At 60.2% G+C, this 17717-nt stretch carries 13 protein-coding genes; 6 read left to right on the top strand and 7 right to left on the bottom strand.

Features of this window, described 5'->3' with window-relative positions; translation table 11 throughout:
• Window positions 1–462: 462 nt before the first annotated feature.
• Window positions 463–2748 (bottom strand): adenosylcobalamin-dependent ribonucleoside-diphosphate reductase, encoded by a 2286-nt coding sequence (locus ACR0J8_RS05525; RefSeq protein ID WP_480889103.1) that lies wholly within the window; start codon window positions 2746–2748, stop codon window positions 463–465.
• 129 nt (window positions 2749–2877) lie between these two features.
• Here ACR0J8_RS05525 and ACR0J8_RS05520 point away from each other — a divergent pair, with 129 nt between their 5' ends.
• On the top strand, window positions 2878–3309 hold the full coding sequence (locus ACR0J8_RS05520) for a DUF1489 family protein (protein ID WP_480524184.1): 432 nt from the start codon (window positions 2878–2880) through the stop codon (window positions 3307–3309).
• On the opposite strand, the gene hisG is transcribed toward ACR0J8_RS05520, so the two are convergent.
• Genes hisG through hisS form a run of 3 tightly spaced genes read right to left on the bottom strand, consistent with a single transcriptional unit; the run spans window position 3310 to window position 6575 of the window.
• Window positions 3310–3999 carry an ATP phosphoribosyltransferase gene (hisG, locus tag ACR0J8_RS05515; RefSeq protein WP_480889101.1) on the bottom strand — a complete coding sequence of 230 codons (690 nt, stop codon included), beginning with the start codon at window positions 3997–3999 and terminating at the stop codon, window positions 3310–3312.
• Entirely contained in the window at window positions 3996–5084 is a 1089-nt protein-coding gene (locus ACR0J8_RS05510; protein WP_480524180.1) for an ATP phosphoribosyltransferase regulatory subunit, read from the bottom strand. Before ACR0J8_RS05510 ends, hisG begins: the two co-directional genes overlap by 4 nt.
• 3 nt (window positions 5085–5087) lie before the next feature.
• Window positions 5088–6575, bottom strand: a complete 1488-nt coding sequence (gene hisS / locus ACR0J8_RS05505; RefSeq protein WP_480524178.1) for a histidine--tRNA ligase — start codon at window positions 6573–6575, stop codon at window positions 5088–5090.
• A 131-nt stretch (window positions 6576–6706) separates the two neighbouring features.
• Between hisS and ACR0J8_RS05500 the strand changes: the two genes are divergently transcribed.
• Window positions 6707–6901 carry a SlyX family protein gene (locus tag ACR0J8_RS05500; RefSeq protein WP_170614844.1) on the top strand — a complete coding sequence of 65 codons (195 nt, stop codon included), beginning with the start codon at window positions 6707–6709 and terminating at the stop codon, window positions 6899–6901.
• Window positions 6902–6905: 4 nt separating this feature from the next.
• On the opposite strand, the gene ACR0J8_RS05495 is transcribed toward ACR0J8_RS05500, so the two are convergent.
• From ACR0J8_RS05495 to dnaE, 3 genes are all read right to left on the bottom strand, one after another.
• Entirely contained in the window at window positions 6906–7274 is a 369-nt protein-coding gene (locus ACR0J8_RS05495) for a hypothetical protein (protein ID WP_480524176.1), read from the bottom strand.
• Window positions 7275–7321: 47 nt separating this feature from the next.
• Complete coding sequence (locus tag ACR0J8_RS05490) at window positions 7322–7540, bottom strand: YMGG-like glycine zipper-containing protein (protein ID WP_170614846.1); 219 nt, start codon at window positions 7538–7540, stop codon at window positions 7322–7324.
• A gap of 90 nt (window positions 7541–7630) precedes the next feature.
• Entirely contained in the window at window positions 7631–11131 is a 3501-nt protein-coding gene (dnaE, locus tag ACR0J8_RS05485) for a DNA polymerase III subunit alpha (protein ID WP_480889097.1), read from the bottom strand.
• Between the two features lie 344 nt (window positions 11132–11475).
• Here dnaE and xdhA point away from each other — a divergent pair, with 344 nt between their 5' ends.
• From xdhA to ACR0J8_RS05465, 4 genes are read left to right on the top strand one after another with little or no spacing between them, the layout of a single operon-like run.
• The gene (gene xdhA, locus ACR0J8_RS05480) at window positions 11476–12837 is read left to right on the top strand and encodes a xanthine dehydrogenase small subunit (RefSeq protein WP_480889095.1); all 1362 of its coding nucleotides are present in this window, start codon (window positions 11476–11478) and stop codon (window positions 12835–12837) included.
• The gene (xdhB, locus tag ACR0J8_RS05475) at window positions 12834–15236 is read left to right on the top strand and encodes a xanthine dehydrogenase molybdopterin binding subunit (RefSeq protein ID WP_480889093.1); all 2403 of its coding nucleotides are present in this window, start codon (window positions 12834–12836) and stop codon (window positions 15234–15236) included. The genes xdhA and xdhB overlap by 4 nt, the downstream gene beginning before the upstream one ends.
• Window positions 15236–16171 carry a xanthine dehydrogenase accessory protein XdhC gene (gene xdhC, locus ACR0J8_RS05470; RefSeq protein ID WP_480524168.1) on the top strand — a complete coding sequence of 312 codons (936 nt, stop codon included), beginning with the start codon at window positions 15236–15238 and terminating at the stop codon, window positions 16169–16171. The genes xdhB and xdhC overlap by 1 nt, the downstream gene beginning before the upstream one ends.
• Window positions 16168–17685 carry an ABC transporter ATP-binding protein gene (locus tag ACR0J8_RS05465; protein ID WP_170614851.1) on the top strand — a complete coding sequence of 506 codons (1518 nt, stop codon included), beginning with the start codon at window positions 16168–16170 and terminating at the stop codon, window positions 17683–17685. Before xdhC ends, ACR0J8_RS05465 begins: the two co-directional genes overlap by 4 nt.
• Window positions 17686–17717: the final 32 nt, after the last annotated feature.

Genomic DNA, 17717 nt, shown 5'->3' with positions numbered 1-17717 from the left:
CGCGAGTAATCTCGTCACGGTTTTTGTCGTCTCCGGCAAGTTGCTGCGCGAGTTTTTCCTTTCGGAAGTCCAGCAGAAAACGGGAAAATCGAGCGTTCAATTCGGTGTATTGAGGGGACTCTTCGATAGGCGATTTGTTTTTCATCAATTCGGTATCGGATAGCCATGGAACTGCCCGAGTGGTTTTGCTGGACAAGTACAACATTCTGGTCAGCTTTTGCGTGTGACGCGTATGAGACGATTTGGTTCCATGGCCACAGTCTTGAGATTTTCCGGTCTTGGTCAATAGCGCGAATGTTATCGATGGTCGCCCAACGCAGTACAATCTCAAAACTCTAAAGGAATCTTTTTATTTATTTCAAAGCCTTAAGAATCTGTGGGCATTAAAGACCGTTCAAATGGGCGCAAAAATCGACCCTATGGGCTATTTATGCCCCCCCGCACAACAGCGCACCTCAAGCATCATCCGTCACATTTGGAATGCCCGCAGCTCCGGCATGTCATGCAACCTTCGATCATCACCATGTCGAATTGGCCACATGACGGGCAGGCCTTTCCGCGCGGTGCGTCCATGTTCACCACCTGTGCCTGCGGGTCGGACTTCAAGCCCATGCCTTCGCCCTCAAGAAAGCCGATGTTGATCAAGTGCTGCTCGATGACTCCGCCGATCGCCGCCAGAATCGAGGGGATGTATTTGCCCTTGACCCAGGCGCCGCCGCGCGGATCGAACACCGCTTTCAGTTCCTCGACCACGAAGGACACGTCTCCACCGCGCCGGAACACGGCCGAGATCATGCGGGTCAGGGCCAGCGTCCAGGCGTAGTGCTCCATGTTCTTGGAGTTGATAAACACCTCGAATGGTCGACGACGGCCCGCGATCACGATGTCATTGATCGTCAGATAGATCGCGTGCTCGCTGTCCGGCCATTTCAGCTTGTAGGTTGAACCTTCCAGCGATTGGGGGCGGTCCAGCGGTTCGGACATATAAATCACATCGCCACCGTCGGCTTCATGTGGGGCGTCGGCGCTTTCGCCGGGTGCCTTGTCCGAGCTTTCCGAGACGGTCAGAACCGACCCGGTCACATCGTTCGGGCGATAGGTGGTGCAGCCCTTGCAGCCCTGATCCCAGGCCTGCATGTACACGTCCTTGAAGGCATCAAAGCTGATGTCTTCGGGGCAGTTGATGGTCTTGGAGATCGAGCTGTCGATCCACTTCTGCGCGGCAGCCTGCATCTTCACATGATCCAGCGGTGTCAGGGTTTGTGCGTTTACGAAATAGTCTGGCAACGCCTCGTCACCGAACTTGTCGCGCCACATTTGCACGGCGTAATCCACGACCTCTTCCTCGGTTCGCGATCCGTCTTTCTGCAACACCTTGCGCGTGTAGGCATAGGCAAAGACCGGCTCGATCCCGGACGACACGTTCCCGGCGTACAGGGAAATCGTCCCGGTCGGTGCAATCGACGTCAGCAAAGCGTTGCGGATACCGTGTTCGCGGATCGCGTCGCGCACATCTTCATCCATCTTCTGCATCGTGCCGCTGGCCAGGTATTTCTCGGCTTCGAACAGGGGGAATGCGCCTTTTTCCTTTGCCAGGTCCACCGACGCCAGATACGCGGCGCGGGCTATCGCGTGCAACCAGCGCTCAGTCTGACGCGCCGCCTCGTCCGAGCCATAGCGCAGGCCCAGCATAAGCAGAGCATCCGCCAGCCCGGTCACACCCAGGCCGATACGGCGCTTGGCCTGTGCTTCGGCGGCTTGTTCGGCCAACGGGAATTTCGAGGCATCGACCACATTGTCCATCATCCGAACCGCCGTGGCGACCAGTTCCTGCATCGCCGCCTCGTCCAGATGGGCGGCTTGTTCGAACGGTTCTGCCACCAGTCGCGCCAGGTTGATCGACCCCAGCAGGCAAGCACCATAGGGCGGCAGAGGCTGTTCGCCACACGGGTTCGTGGCCGCGATGGTTTCCACGTAGCTAAGGTTGTTGGCCTGATTGATCCGGTCGATAAAGATCACACCCGGTTCGGCATAGTCATAGGTCGCCTGAATGATCTTGTTCCACAGATCGCGCGCCTGAACGGTGTGATAGATCTTGTCGCCGAACACCAGCTCCCACGGGCCGTCCGCCTTGACCGCCTCCATGAAGGCATCCGTCACCAGCACCGACATGTTGAACATGCGCAGACGGGCCGGGTCGGATTTCGCGGTGATGAACTGCTCGATATCCGGATGGTCACACCGCATGGTCGCCATCATCGCGCCCCGGCGCGATCCGGCGGACATGATGGTTCGGCACATCGCGTCCCACACATCCATGAACGACAGCGGACCGGATGCGTCCGCCGCGACCCCGTGCACATCCGCGCCCCGCGGACGGATGGTCGAGAAATCATAGCCAATCCCCCCACCCTGCTGCATCGTCAGTGCGGCCTCTTTCAGCATATCGAAAATGCCGCCCATGCTGTCAGGCACTGTTCCCATGACAAAGCAGTTGAACAGGGTCACACGCCGCGCTGTTCCTGCCCCTGCGGTGATGCGGCCTGCTGGCAGGTATTTGAAGTCTTCCAGCGCCTCGTAAAACTTCTGCTCCCAATGCGCCGGGTCGTTTTCGACCTGCGCCAGATCGCGGGCGATGCGCCGCCAGGAATCCTCGACCGTCTGGTCGATGGGCGTGCCATCCGCCTTTTTAAAGCGGTATTTCATATCCCAGATCTGCTCGGCGATGGGGGCGGCAAAGCGGCTCATTGGTGATTCCCTGTACTGAAAGAGGTATCCAGACTACCCCAAACCCTGCCCCTGCCACAACACCTTGATGACTGCGCCTTACGAGCTACAATATAAAGATGAACTTCGGGACGACTCTGTGGGAAAACTGTGGATAAGTACATAAACCTCATAAAACTTTCCGTCGGCTCGGAAAGCGTCGACACGCTGATGGCGTGGCAGGACGGCCGCATAGCGCTTTATGAGGACGGCTGCCCGCGCCACGTCACCCGTATGTGGCCCAAGCGTGAGGCCGAAATTCTGAACGGCGGATCAATCTATTGGGTGATCAAGGGCGTCATCCAGTGTCGCCAACGCATCCTGCGGCTGGACGAGGTACGCGGAGAAGACGGTATCCGCCGCTGTGCCATCGTGCTGGACCCCGAGATACACCGTACGCAGACCGCGCTGAAACGCCCGTTTCAGGGCTGGCGCTATCTCAAACCCGAGGATACTCCGGCCGATCTGCCACAGGGACGCGAGCAGGACGATGCCCTGCCCGATGATCTGAACCGCGCGCTGGCAGAGATTGGTGTGCTGTAATTAGCCCAGCCGGTCCAGCAGATCGGACAGAACGGCCTTGTCGTCAGCGTCATAGTTCGCGACGCGGCTGCACCAAAGTGTCGCCTGGGACTGCAGTATAAGTCCATCCGACAGGATTTTCAGATGGTTGGCCCTCAGGGTTTCCCCGGTTGACGTGATGTCCGCGATTGCCTCGGCGGTTTCATTCACCACCGTGCCTTCGGTCGCGCCCTGGCTGTCGACCAGAGTGTAGTCGGCCACGCCCGCCTCGGTCAGGAATTCACGCACCAGCCGATGATATTTGGTGGCAATGCGCAGCCGGTGGCCGTGCACCTTGCGGAACGCCGCCGCTGCAGCATCCAGATCGTCCAACGTGTCCACATCGACCCAACAGGCAGGTGTCGCAATAGTCAGATCGGCATTTCCGAACCCCAATGGCGCGATCTCTTCGACCTGTTGTTCCCAGCGGGGCAGTTTTTCGTGGACAAGGTCCGTTCCGGTCACGCCCAGATGGATCCGCCCCGCCGCAAGTTCCCGCGGAATCTCCCCTGCCGACAGCAGGATCAGCGATACGTTGTCGATCCCCTCGACCTTACCCGAATACTCGCGGTCTGATCCACTGCGCGACAGGGTGATGCCACGCTTTTCAAACCAAGCGAAGGTCTTTTCCATCAGCCGGCCCTTCGAGGGAACGCCCAGTTTCAGGCTCATCTTGCGCCCTCCTCGATCTCGAGCATCAGGTCGGGGCGCAGGACACCACCCACTGCGGGAATTTCCGCGCCGTTGCCCAGTTGCCAGGTCAGCGCGTCGTAGCGTCCGCCGGTTGCGATGGGCGGCAGATCGGGACGGCCTTCGGCGTAGAAGCCAAATACGAACCCGTCGTAATACTCCATGGATGTCCGGCCATAGGCGGCTTCGAAATCCAGCCGTTCCACGTCGACCCCACGCGCCTGAAGCGAGGCAATCCGCGCCTCGAGCCGATCCAGCGCAGGGGTGATCTGCGGCAGATCAACGGCCACATCGCGCAAGCGCTCAAGCGCGAAAGGCATCGTTTCGCGTACATTCAGCAGTGTCTCCAGACCGGCCAGTTCGCTGTCCGAGATCGGAGGCGTCTCGCGGTCTTCGCGAAGTGCCGCGATGCGGGCTTCGATTTCCGATGCGCGCCGCTTGCCGATCATGGGGGAATCAAATGTCATCGGATCGGACGCGTCCAACAAAGCGTCCCGGCCCGCCGGAGCGGGTTTACGTCCGGCAAACCGGTCCAGAAGAACACGGAACCGGCGGGGTCGCCACAGGTGCCGCATCAACGCGGCCTTACGCCGTTCCGTCGTGCTCAGGCCCTGAACGGCTGCGGTCAGGATACCGATATCGCCAGTGGCAGCGCGCAGGGGCAGACCACGAAGCTGCAGCGCAAAAAGCGAGAACACCTCGGCGTCCGCTCCGGCGGGGTCGTCGCGATCAAAAACCTCGTATCCGACCTGAATGTATTCGTTTGCGCGGTCCAGATCGTGTTCCTGACGCCGGAAAACCTCGCCCGAATAGGTGTAGCGTGCGGGTTCGGCACCTTCCCTCATGTGCATCTGCACCACGGGCAGGGTGAAATCCGGGCGCAGCATCTGTTCGCCGCGCAGCGCGTCCGAGGTCACATAGGCCCGGGCCCGGATGTCCTCGCCGTAGAGATCCAGCAGCAAGTCTGCCGATTGCAGTAAAGGCGGATCGACCACCTGTGCCCCGGCGGCCTCGAACCGGACGCGCATCATCGCGGCGCGGGCCTGAATCTGAGAGCGGTTGGGCATGCGTCAGTCCTGACTGTTCAGAATTTCGCGCACCTTGGCGACCAGATCGCCGCGCGGCACTTCGAACTGGCTGGGGCGTTCTTTCCATTCCTCGAGCGTGGCGCTTTCGGCAATCTTCGCGCCCAGGATCAGGTCCTTGATCTGCACAATGCCACCCGCCTTTTCGTCACCGCCTTCGATCACCGCAATCGGAGAGTTCCGCTTGTCCGCATATTTCAGCTGATTGCCAAAGTTTTTGGGGTTGCCCAAATAGACCTCAGCCCGGATGCCTGCGTTGCGCAGCTCGGCCACCATCGCCTGGTAATCTGCCATCCGGTCACGATCCATGACGGTGACAACCACAGGGCCGGTAGCCCGCGCCGCGATCCGGCCCTTTTCGCGCAGGGCAGCCAGCAGACGGTCGACACCGATGGAGATTCCAGTTGCGGGCACTTCCTGCCCGGTGAACCGCTTGACCAGATCGTCATAACGCCCACCGCCCGCGACTGACCCGAACTGCCGCTTGCGGCCTTTCTCGTCGAAAATCTCGAAGGTCAGTTCGGCCTCGTAAACCGGACCGGTATAGTAGCCCAAACCGCGCACGACCGAAGGATCGATCTCGATCCGATCCGATCCGTACCCACCTGCATCGAGCAGAGCGCCAATCTGCTCCAGTTCGGCAATTCCGTCCGCGCCGATCTTGCTGTTACCTACAGCGGTACGCAGGTTGGCCAGCGTGCCGACGGTATCCGCCGCTTTCGAGGTCAGGAACGCAATCACGGGCTCGGCCTGATCATCGCTCAGCCCCACACCGTCGATGAACGCTCCCGAGGCGTCCAGGCGACCTTTGGTCAGCAACTCACGCACGCCCTGCTCGCCCACCTTGTCAAATTTGTCGATGGTGCGCAGAACGTTGTCGCGGGCAGCTACGTCTTCACCCAGACCCATCGCCTCAAGCACGCCGTTCAAGACCTTGCGGTTGTTGACGCGCACTAGATAGTCGCCGCGGGGAATGCCGACGGTTTCCAGAGTGTCCGACAGCATGGCGCAAATCTCAGCATCGGCCGCCATCGAGGCCGTACCCACCGTATCCGCATCGCACTGATAAAACTGGCGATACCGCCCCGGCCCCGGCTTCTCGTTCCGCCAGACAGGCCCCATCGCGTAACGGCGATAAGGCGTTGGCAAGTCGTTGCGGTGCTGGGCATAAACGCGGGCCAGGGGCGCGGTTAGGTCATACCGCAGGGCCATCCAGTCGCCCTTGTCGTTCTCGTCCACTTCCTGCCACGCAAACACGCCTTCGTTCGGGCGGTCCACGTCGGGCAGGAATTTGCCCAGCGCCTCGACAGTTTCCACTGCGCTGCTTTCGAGGGCGTCAAACCCGTACCGATGATAGACGTCCGCAATAGCCCGCAGCATCTCGGTGCGCTGCGTGACTTCCTGGCCGAAATAGTCGCGGAACCCTTTCGGCGTCTCGGCCTTGGGGCGGGGCTGTTTCTTGGGCTTGGCCATGTGGGGCGTCCTTGGGAGTTTTCTTGTTCCGCGCGCGGTCTATCCCATGGTCTGTTTCGGGGCAAGGCGCGCTTTCTCTGGCCACGGCGTCACAGGGTCGCTATGACCTGCCCCAGAGACAGGAGTCACCCATGCAGCATCTGGAAGAACAGATCGCCCACCTGACCCGTACAGTCGAAGACCTGAACGCGGTTGTCACGCGGCAACAAACCGAGATTGAACGCCTGACCCGCAGAGTTGAGATGCTGTTGCAACGTGAGGCTGAGCGCGCGCAGGAAGGATCCGGCGGTGTCGTATTCGGCGACGAGCGCCCGCCGCATTACTAAGGGGTTACAGTCCCAGCGTCGATTTCACCGCACTGTCCACAACACCGCCCAGCAGCGCATCCTCGTCCCCGGTGCATCCTTCGGTCAGCGCGGCCAGGAAGTTTTCGCGCATCTTGGCTTTGTCGTCCTCGGACGCGGCGTATTGTTCGATGTCGATCTGGCGATTGTACAGAGACAGGGCCGTCATCTTTCCGACCACGTCCAGGACGTACTCGTCATTCCCGTCTGCCTCTTCGATGACTGATGCGCAGGTATGGTACATCAGCGGCAGCGCCTCCTGCATCATCTGGTCCGCTTCGTCATCGGCCAGCGCAATTCCCGGCGCGGCGATAAAAGCGACCATCGAAATCAGTTTGAACCCGTGAAAACGCATGGCAAGTCCTCTCAAATTGGGCATCGATCCTATTTTGGGATCGGTGGTCACTTTTTATTGGCGCCGATGATGGCCCCGACAACAGCCCCGGCAGCGGCCCCCTTGCCATCGCCGACCAAAGCACCAACGCCCGCGCCGATCAAAGCGCCTTTGAGCGCGTCTTCCTGCTTGTCCTTATCCGCCAAAGCTTGAGTTGCGGGCAACAATGCCAGTGACGCCACAGCAGCAGCGACCAGTATTCCCAGACGTCTTCCTGAAATCCCCATTTGGCGTCCTCCCATGACTTAACCCAAATGAATATAGGTAGAATTCCAGCCTAGCTTGGTGGCAATCTTCTGGCAACAAGCCGTTGGACGTCAGATTTCCTCGACCGACATCACGCCATCCAGCGATTTGATCGCGCCTTTGATCTGCGGGTTGATCGGAAAATCCTGCCCCAGATCCATTTCCACATCCCCAGGCAAGCCCGGGTCAAGCAGACACAGATGGATCGGCCCCTTCGCCGCGCCCTTGGCTGCACCGGCAGCGTCTTCCAAAACCCTGGCGACGGTGGGCAGAACCTGCGGCTGATCCACGAAGATGCGCAGCCCGGTTGCGCCCGCGTCGGCCACCACCGAGTCCACTGGTCCAACGGATCGCCCGAGCAGTTTCAACTGATCCGACTCCATCGTCGCCTCGGCGGTCAGAACAACCTGCGCACCTGTTTCCAGAAATTCCCGGCATTTCTCCAACGTATCCGAGAACAGCGTGACTTCATAAGCTCCTGTCGGATCAGAAAGCTGCGCAAAGGCAAAGCGGTTGCCGCGCGCTGACTTGCGCTCCTGTCGTCCTGCGACGACACCGGCCATCTTGGCAATCAAAGGGCCGGAACGCGCCTTTTCGGTCACTTCGTCCAGTGTCAAAATCTGCTTGCGCTTCAGCGCAGGCATGTAATCGTCCAGTGGGTGGCCTGAAAGATAGAAGCCGATTGCCTTGAACTCTTCGCTCAAGCGTTCTGCCGGCAACCAGTCGGGTGTCGCGGAAAGCCGCGGTTCGGGCAGATCATCCCCGGCCTCACCGAACAGCGACACCTGGTTCGAGTTCTTCTGGTCGTGGATCGCCGCCGAGTACTGCACCAGTTGCTCAAGGCTTTCGAAGACGCGGCGGCGGTTCTTGTCGAGCTGATCAAAGGCCCCGGCCCGCGCCATCATTTCCAGCGGACGTTTACCGACCTTCTTCAGATCGACCCGGCGGGCAAAGTCAAAGAGGTTCACAAACGGCTTGTCCCCACGCCCTTCGACAACAAGGTTCATCGCCTCGACGCCTACGTTCTTGAGCGCGCCCAGCGCGTAAACCAGCTCTCCGTTGACAACATCGAACGTCGCCAGCGAGCGGTTTACACAGGGCGGCACAAAAGGAAGCTCAAGCCCTTTGCGGACTTCTTCGAAATAGACGGCCAGCTTGTCGGTCAGGTGAATATCGCAGTTCATGACGCCCGCCATGAACTCGACCGGGTGGTTCGCCTTCAGCCAACCGGTCTGGTAGCTGACTACCGCATAAGCGGCGGCGTGGGATTTGTTGAAGCCGTAGTTCGCGAATTTCTCGAGCAGGTCGAAGACTTCGGAGGCTTTCTTGGCATCCACGCCATTCTCGCCTGCGCCCTTTTCGAATTTGGGGCGTTCGGCGTCCATCGCCTCTTTGATCTTCTTACCCATCGCGCGGCGCAGCAGGTCGGCGCCACCAAGGCTGTACCCCGCCATCACCTGCGCGATCTGCATCACCTGTTCCTGATAGACGATGATGCCCTGCGTTTCCTCGAGGATATGATCGATCAGAGGATGAACCGAGGTGATCTCGCGCAGACCGTTCTTGACCTCGCAATAGGTCGGGATGTTTTCCATCGGGCCCGGGCGATACAGCGCCACAAGGGCCACGATATCCTCGATGCAGGTCGGTTTCATGCGCTTGAGCGCATCCATCATGCCCGAAGATTCCACCTGGAACACCGCCACGGTCTTGGCCGCCGAATAGAGTTTATACGTGGCCTCGTCATCCAGCGGGATGGCGTTGATCTGGTTTTCCGCCCCCTCGGCGGGTTCATAGAGTTCCGTACCATCCGCCGCGACATGCAGGGGCCGCCCGGATTTGAAGATCAGATCCATCGCGTTCTGGATCACGGTCAGCGTCTTCAGACCCAGAAAGTCGAACTTCACCAGCCCGGCCTGTTCCACCCATTTCATGTTGAACTGGGTTGCCGGCATATCGGACCGCGGATCCTGATAAAGCGGCACCAGCGCGTCTAGCGGGCGGTCCCCGATCACGACACCCGCCGCGTGGGTCGAGGCGTTCCGCAGCAGCCCTTCGACCTGCTGGCCGTAGGTCAGAAGACGGTCCACGACCTCTTCGTTGCGCGCTTCTTCGCGCAGGCGCGGCTCGTCCTTCAGCGCCTTTTCGATGGAAACGGGTTTTACCCCTTCAACAGGGATCATCTTGGAAAGGCGATCCACCTGCCCATAGGGCATCTGCAACACCCGCCCGATATCGCGCACGGCGGCCTTGGACAGCAACGCGCCGAAGGTGATGATCTGCCCCACCTTGTCGCGCCCGTATTTCTGCTGCACGTATCGGATCACCTCTTCACGGCGGTCCATGCAGAAGTCGATATCGAAGTCAGGCATCGAGACCCGTTCCGGGTTCAGAAAGCGTTCGAACAGAAGTGAATAACGTAGCGGGTCAAGGTCCGTAATCGTCAGCGCATAGGCCACCAACGATCCCGCGCCTGAACCCCGCCCCGGCCCAACCGGAATGTCGTGGTCCTTGGCCCATTGAATAAAGTCCGCAACGATCAGGAAGTAACCGGGGAATCCCATCCCTTCGATGATGCCCAGTTCGAAATCCAGCCGTTCCTGATACTCCTCAGGCGTCACGGCATGCGGAATCACGGCCAGACGTTTCTGCAAACCCTCATTTGCGATGCGACGCAGTTCGGCGACTTCGTCATCTGCGAACTTCGGCAGGATCGGATCGCGGCGATAGGCCATGAAGGCACAGCGTTGCGCGATCTCGACCGTGTTCTCGATCGCCTCCGGCAGGTCGGCGAAAAGGGTCACCATTTCCTGCTGCGACTTGAAATAATGCTGCGCGGTCAGGCGGCGGCGGCCTTCCTGCTGGTCGACATAAGCCCCTTCCGAGATACAGATCAGCGCATCATGCGCCTCATACATATCCGAGGTCGGGAAATAGACGTCATTGGTGGCGACCAGCGGCAGGTTCTTGGCATAGGCCATCTCGACATGGCCAATCTCGGTCAGACGTTCCGCTTCGGGCTGGCCGTCCTCGACCGGGTGGCGTTGCAGTTCAATATAAAGCCGGTCCGGAAACATCGCGGCCAATCGGTCAACCAAAGCCTCTGCCGCCGGGCGCTGCCCCTGTTGCAGCAACCGCCCGACCGGCCCGTCGGGACCGCCGGACAGGCAGATCAGACCGTTTGAGCGGTCGGCCAGTTCGTCCAACGTGACCTGCGGCAGTTGCCCGCCCTTGTCCACATAAAGGCAGGAGTTGAGCTTCATCAGGTTCTCATATCCAACCTCGGACTGCGCCAGCAGCACCAGCGGCGCGGGCGCCTTGGGTTTTTCGCCGGGTTGCGGCTGCACATAGGTCAGATCGACCTGACAGCCCATGATCGGCTGCACACCGGCACCGCTGGCCGTTACCGAAAACTCAAGCGCTGAGAACATGGAATTGGTGTCCGTCACGGCAACGGCAGGCATCTCCATCTTCTCGCACAGGGCGGGCAGCTTTTTCAGCCGCACGGCGCCCTCGAGAAGAGAGTATTCTGTGTGAACGCGGAGGTGAATGAATCGAGGGGAACTGCTCATGCTGCCTACGCTATCCCACCCTGCGGAGTTGCAAAAGCGGGAACCGCAGCTTTGAAATGCCGGAAAAATCGGCGGCGATTATTCGGCTTTTTCAGAAGGTGCTTCGGGGATGGCAGGCACCTTCTACCAAAAAGCGCTTTAATAACAACCGACTGACCGTTATTGAAAAAGCGACATTCACAAGCCGCGGGTGCCTAATGGTGTATCATACAGGCAGTTTTTCTTGCCAGACAAGGCGCGCTGTTTCTAACATCTGACGGCAAGCTATCCGCCCGCCACTCTTTCTACGTCGCATCGAAGGAGGGCCTAACGGGCGCAACTGGGTAACGCGACGGGTTTCTCGTATGAATATCACGTTTCTTCTGAACGGAGAGACAGTGGAGCTGGCGGATGTCAATCCGACAGCGACCCTGCTGGACTGGTTGCGCGAAGATCGTGGCCTGACCGGCACCAAGGAGGGCTGCAACGAAGGCGATTGCGGGGCCTGCACCGTCATGGTGACGGATGAGGGTGGCCACAAGGCACTGAACTCCTGCATTCTGTTCCTGCCTCAACTACACGGCAAAGCGGTGCGCACCGTCGAAGGTGCCAGCGGCCCGAACGGCGAGTCCCATCCTGTTCAGCAGGCGATGGTTGATCTGCACGGGTCGCAATGCGGCTTTTGCACCCCCGGTTTTGTCATGTCGATGGTGGCAAGTCACGCCAATGGTGCCACGGATCACGACACACAGCTTGCCGGAAACCTGTGCCGGTGCACGGGATACGCACCAATCATACGCGCGGCTGCAGCGGCCGAGGCGCAACAGGTTCCGGTTTGGGTCAAGGACAAGCCGGTGGCGACGCGGGTGACATCGCCCATGCTGCCGGGGTCAACGGATGAACTGGCGGCAGTTTATGATCAGCATCCTGACGCCACCCTGGTTGCCGGCGCGACCGATGTTGGGCTTTGGGTCACGAAACAACTGCGGGATCTCGACCCGGTGATATTCCTGAACCGTTGTGACGACCTGAAAGAAATCACCATCACGGATGACGAAATCCGTTTTGGTGCGATGGTCGACATGAACCGCATGGGTGAGGCGTTGGCCGACCTGCATCCCTCTTACGCCGAGATGATCCGCCGCTACGCCAGTGTTCAGGTGCGCCACGCGGCCACCGTCGGCGGCAACATCGCCAACGGATCGCCTATCGGAGACAATCCGCCTGCCCTGATTGCCCTAGGTGCAACACTGCATCTGCGCAAGGGTGACACGCGCCGGTCGATCCCGCTGGAAGAGTTCTTCATCGACTACGGTAAGCAGGACCGCGCACCGGGCGAATTCGTCGAGGCGGTCAGTTTCCCGCGCCAGGATGATCGCTTGAAAGCTTACAAGCTCAGCAAACGGTTCGATCAGGATATCTCGGCCGTGTGCGGGTGTTTCAACATCACTGTGGCAGACGGTGTCGTCGCTGATGCGCGTATCGCGTTCGGCGGCATGGCTGGCATTCCCAAGCGCGCTTCGAATGTCGAAGCGGCCCTGACAGGCAAACCCTGGACACATGAGACTGTTCAAGCCGCGATCCCAACCTTTGCCAACGACTTCACGCCGATGACGGATATGCGCGCCTCGGCCACCTACCGGTTGGAGACCGCAAAAGCGATGCTTGAGAGGTATTTCCTCGAAGATCAGGGTGAAGTCACAAACGTATTGGAGGTGTCGGCATGAGCGTGACCAAACCCCTCCCCCATGACGCGGCGCCGCTGCATGTCTCTGGAACCGCGCGCTATGTGGATGACATTCCCACACCAAAAGGTTCTCTGCATCTGGCCTTTGGCTTGAGCCCGATTGCCAAAGGTACGATCACGTCGATGGATCTGTCCGCGGTAAAAACTGCCGATGGAGTCGTCATGGTCATGACCGCCGACGACCTGCCTTTTGCGAATGACGTCTCTCCGTCGATCCATGACGAGCCCTTGCTGTCGGATGGCACGATCCACTACATTGGCCAGCCCGTTTTCCTTGTGATCGCCACCAGCCATCTGGCCGCGCGCAAGGCAGCCCGGCTGGGCAAGATCGACTATGCCGAAGAAACCCCGATCCTGACGGTCGAAGAGGCTTTGGCCGCGGACAGCCGGTTCGAAGATGGTCCCCGTATTTATGCCAAAGGTGACGCTGATGCCGCCATTGCCGGGTCAGCGCATGTCATCGAAGGCACGTTCGAGATCGGCGGGCAGGAGCATTTCTATCTGGAAGGCCAAGCCGCGCTGGCCGTGCCGAATGAGGGCGCGGATATGCTGGTGCACAGCTCGACCCAGCACCCGACCGAGATTCAGCACAAAGTGGCGGATGCCTTGGGTGTTCCCATGCATGCCGTTCGTGTTGAGACCCGCCGCATGGGCGGAGGTTTTGGCGGCAAGGAAAGTCAGGGCAACGCTCTGGCCGTATCCTGTGCCGTGGCCGCCCGCGCCACCGGCAAGGCCTGCAAGATGCGCTATGACCGCGACGATGACATGATCATCACCGGCAAACGCCACGCCTTCCGTATCGCATACAAGGCCGGTTTCGATGAAAACGGGCACATTCAGGGCGTTTCCTTCCTGCAATATGCCATTTGCGGCTGGGCGCAGGACCTGTCCCTGCCTGTCGCCGACCGTGCGATGCTGCATTCCGACAACGCCTATCTGTTGCCCAATGCGCGGATCGAAAGCCACCGGCTGAAAACCAACACCCAATCCGCCACCGCTTATCGCGGCTTTGGCGGGCCGCAGGGTATGGTTGGTATCGAACGCGTCATGGACCACGCAGCCTATGAATTGGGCTTGGACCCGGTCGAACTGCGCCGCCGGAATTATTACGAACCGGCTCATGCTGTCGCGGACGCTGAGCCTGCGGAAAAACCTCTGGGCCATCCCGATCCGCACGAAGACCTGACCAGCCGCGGCGCTGTTGAGATGGGGGACGCCCCCGTGCGCCCCTTGCCCGCAGGCGGCAACACCACGCCCTACGGCATGGAAGTCAGCGATTTCGAACTGCACGGAATGACCAAAAAGCTGCTGAAAACCAGCGATTACGCGTCACGCAAGGTGGCCATCGAGAAGTGGAACGCCGAGAACAGAGTGATCAAGAAGGGCATCGCTTTTGCCCCGGTCAAGTTCGGCATTTCCTTCACGCTGACCCACCTGAACCAGGCGGGTGCACTGGTGCATGTGTATCAAGACGGCTCGGTCCAGCTGAACCACGGCGGCACCGAGATGGGTCAAGGCCTGTTCCAGAAGGTCGCGCAGGTCGCCGCGTCGCGCTTTGGCATTTCGCTTGAGATGGTGAAGATAACCGCCACCGATACCGCGAAGGTACCCAACACCTCGGCGACGGCAGCCTCGTCGGGCAGCGATCTGAATGGTATGGCGGTGAAAGCCGCCTGCGACACGATCCGCGACCGGATGGCCGATTATCTGGCCGAACGCCATCAGGCCGATCCGTCGGCGGTGACATTCTCGGACGGACATGTATCGGTCGGAGAGGAACGCTATACCTTCGCCGAAGCTGCCGCGCTGGCTTATCAGGGCCGCATCAGCCTGTCAGCGACCGGGTTCTACAAAACACCCAAGATCGAGTGGGACCGGATCAAGGGCCGGGGTCGCCCGTTTTTCTACTTCGCCTACGGGGCCTCGATCACCGAGGTCGCAGTGGACACGCTGACCGGTGAAAACCGCATCCTTCGCACGGATATCCTGCATGACGCAGGCGCGTCGCTGAACCCGGCGCTGGACATCGGACAGGTCGAAGGCGGCTATGTGCAAGGAGCGGGCTGGCTGACAACTGAGGAACTGGTTTGGGACGGCAAGGGCGATCTGCGCACCCATGCGCCGTCGACCTACAAGATTCCGGCCTGTTCCGACCGGCCCGACATATTCAATGTCGCGCTCTGGGATGGCGAAAACCGCGAGGACACGATCTATCGGTCGAAAGCGGTCGGAGAGCCGCCCTTCATGCTGGGCATTTCCGCCTGGCTGGCACTGTCAAATGCAGTGGCGGCTTGCGGGGACAGCTATCCGGCACTGGATGCGCCCGCCACGGCCGAAGAGGTCTGGCGCGGCGTCCAAAGGATGAAGGGAGGCATCTGATGGGATTTGATCGGGAGGCTTTGAAGGAGGCGGTCAATACCCACGGCAAGGTGGTCCGGGTGGTTATCGCCGGGATCAAGGGGTCGTCTCCGCGCGAGGTCGGGGCCGCGATGCTGGTCTGGAAAGACGGGCAGTCCGGCACGATCGGAGGCGGCACTTTGGAATTTCAGGCGGCGGAAGCTGCAAGAACACAAGCCGTTTCGTCCCGCCTGACGCAACATGCGCTTGGCCCCGATCTGGGCCAGTGCTGCGGCGGTGCTGTGACGCTGCTCAGCGAGATCTATGATCTGAATGCGGTGGCAGGGCTGGATGACAATATCATCGCTCGCCCGGTTTCGACGGGCGTGATGCCGCTGTCGGTCAAACGGATGCTGGCGCAAGCCCGGGGTCAGGGTGTCGAACCCGAACCTCAGTTGTTAGACGGCTGGATGGTTGAGCCAGTTCACACACCGGCCCGCAATCTGTGGATCTGGGGCGCCGGCCATGTGGGACGTGCCCTGGTCGATGTCCTGTCCCCTCTGCCCGATCTGGCAATCACCTGGGTCGATACCGGGCCTGAGCGGTTCCCGGAAACGGTGCCGCCGGATGTAACTGCTGTTCCGGCCGCCAAGCCAGCAGAACTGGTTCGCCATGCACCGCGAGACGCAGAGCATTTGGTCCTGACCTACTCGCACAATCTGGACCTGGAGCTTTGCAACAGGCTGCTTTTGCACGATTTCCGCTTTGCCGGGCTGATCGGCTCGGCTACGAAATGCGCGCGATTCCGATCGCGGCTGGCCGCACTTGGGCACTCGCCCGAGCCGATCAGCCGGATAACCTGTCCAATCGGTGATCCGTCACTGGGCAAACACCCGCAGATGATTGCCGTTGGCGTCGCGGCGCAGCTTTTGCGCCCTGCCCGGCAGAACGAGTTGAAAAAGGACCTGAGCGCGTGACCACTCCATTGTTAAGCTTGCAGGGGCTGACCAAAGCCTATCCCGGCGTCGTGGCCAATGATCAGGTGTCCTTTGACATCGGCGAAGGCGAAGTTCACGCCCTGCTGGGTGAAAACGGCGCCGGCAAATCCACGCTGGTAAAGATGATCTACGGGCTGGTGAAGCCCGACAGCGGCACGATGCTGTTGCGCGGCCAATCCTTTGCGCCGCCGGAGCCCCGTGCCGCACGGGCTGATGGGATCGCGATGGTGTTCCAGCACTTCTCATTGTTCGACGCACTGAATGTGGCCGAGAACATCGCATTGGGGATGGAGAACCCGCCACCCATGGGCGATCTGGCCTCGCGTATCCGGCAAGTATCCGAAACCTACGGTCTGCCGCTGGACCCGTATCGCACGGTGGGTGATCTGTCTGCGGGCGAACGTCAGAGAGTGGAGATCATCCGCTGTCTGTTGCAGGAGCCCAAGCTCTTGATCATGGATGAGCCGACCTCGGTTCTGACGCCGCAGGAGGTTGATATCCTGTTCGAGACGCTGAACAAATTGCGGTCCGAAGGCACCTCGATCCTGTATATCTCGCACAAGCTGGAAGAAATTCGCACGCTGTGTGATCACGCCACGATCCTGCGTCTGGGCAAGAATGTGGGCGAATGCGTTCCGTCCGAGACCTCGGCGCGGGACATGGCCGAGATGATGGTCGGTTCGACCCTGCAAACGCCGGAACGATCGGGGCGAGAGTTTGGGGATGTTGCGCTGGATGTCAGCGGGTTGTCGGTGCCATCGCCTTCTGAGTTCGGGACCGCGCTGAAGAATGTCCATATGACCGTCCGAAAGGGCGAGGTTCTGGGCATCGGGGGTGTTGCGGGCAATGGACAGGACGAATTGCTTGGCGTGCTGTCCGGAGAAATCCAGACAACAGCCGACGCGATCAAGTTCAATGGACAGCCGATTGGCAAATTGGGGCCGACCGCACGGCGAAAGCTGGGCGTTCTGACCGCCCCCGAGGAGCGGTTGGGTCATGCGGCCGCTCCGGATATGAGCCTTACCGAAAATGCCCTGCTGACCGGTTCGGTCCGCGAAGGGCTGGAGAACAACGGGTTTCTGAAATGGGCCGAGACGAAGAGTTTCGCCGAAAAGATCATCAAGGCCTTTGATGTCCGCACGCCCGGGCCGGAAAATGCGGCCCGGTCTCTGTCCGGCGGCAACCTGCAGAAATTTGTTATCGGACGCGAAGTGTTGCAAAACCCCGACGTTCTGGTGGTGAACCAGCCCACTTGGGGTGTGGATGCGGCCGCAGCGGCCTCAATCCGACAGGCCATTCTGGATCTTGCAGCCAAGGGTACTGCCGTCATTTGCATCAGCCAGGATCTGGATGAGCTGATGGAGATCTCGGACAGTTTTGCCGCGTTGAATGAAGGACGCCTGAGCGCGCCACGCACGACCACAGGTCTGACCGTGGATGAGATCGGCCTGATGATGGGCGGCGCGCATGGCATGGAGGTGGCTCATGTGTAGACAGATTGACCGCCTCCGGCGGGAGTATTTTC

It is taken from the genome of Ruegeria sp. N11 (assembly GCF_056531525.1).
This window is presented reverse-complemented; position numbering and strand designations above follow the sequence as displayed.

What these genes read in the sequence shown, in the direction of transcription:
- ACR0J8_RS05525 (WP_480889103.1), bottom strand. Translation starts at nt 2,748, where the DNA reads ATGAGCCGCTTTGCCGCCCCCATCGCCGAGCAGATCTGGGATATGAAA.
- hisG (WP_480889101.1), bottom strand. Translation starts at nt 3,999, where the DNA reads ATGAGCCTGAAACTGGGCGTTCCCTCGAAGGGCCGGCTGATGGAAAAG.
- ACR0J8_RS05510 (WP_480524180.1), bottom strand. Translation starts at nt 5,084, where the DNA reads ATGCCCAACCGCTCTCAGATTCAGGCCCGCGCCGCGATGATGCGCGTC.
- hisS (WP_480524178.1), bottom strand. Translation starts at nt 6,575, where the DNA reads ATGGCCAAGCCCAAGAAACAGCCCCGCCCCAAGGCCGAGACGCCGAAA.
- ACR0J8_RS05500 (WP_170614844.1), top strand. Translation starts at nt 6,707, where the DNA reads ATGCAGCATCTGGAAGAACAGATCGCCCACCTGACCCGTACAGTCGAA.
- ACR0J8_RS05495 (WP_480524176.1), bottom strand. Translation starts at nt 7,274, where the DNA reads ATGCGTTTTCACGGGTTCAAACTGATTTCGATGGTCGCTTTTATCGCC.
- ACR0J8_RS05490 (WP_170614846.1), bottom strand. Translation starts at nt 7,540, where the DNA reads ATGGGGATTTCAGGAAGACGTCTGGGAATACTGGTCGCTGCTGCTGTG.
- dnaE (WP_480889097.1), bottom strand. Translation starts at nt 11,131, where the DNA reads ATGAGCAGTTCCCCTCGATTCATTCACCTCCGCGTTCACACAGAATAC.
- xdhA (WP_480889095.1), top strand. Translation starts at nt 11,476, where the DNA reads ATGAATATCACGTTTCTTCTGAACGGAGAGACAGTGGAGCTGGCGGAT.
- xdhB (WP_480889093.1), top strand. Translation starts at nt 12,834, where the DNA reads ATGAGCGTGACCAAACCCCTCCCCCATGACGCGGCGCCGCTGCATGTC.
- xdhC (WP_480524168.1), top strand. Translation starts at nt 15,236, where the DNA reads ATGGGATTTGATCGGGAGGCTTTGAAGGAGGCGGTCAATACCCACGGC.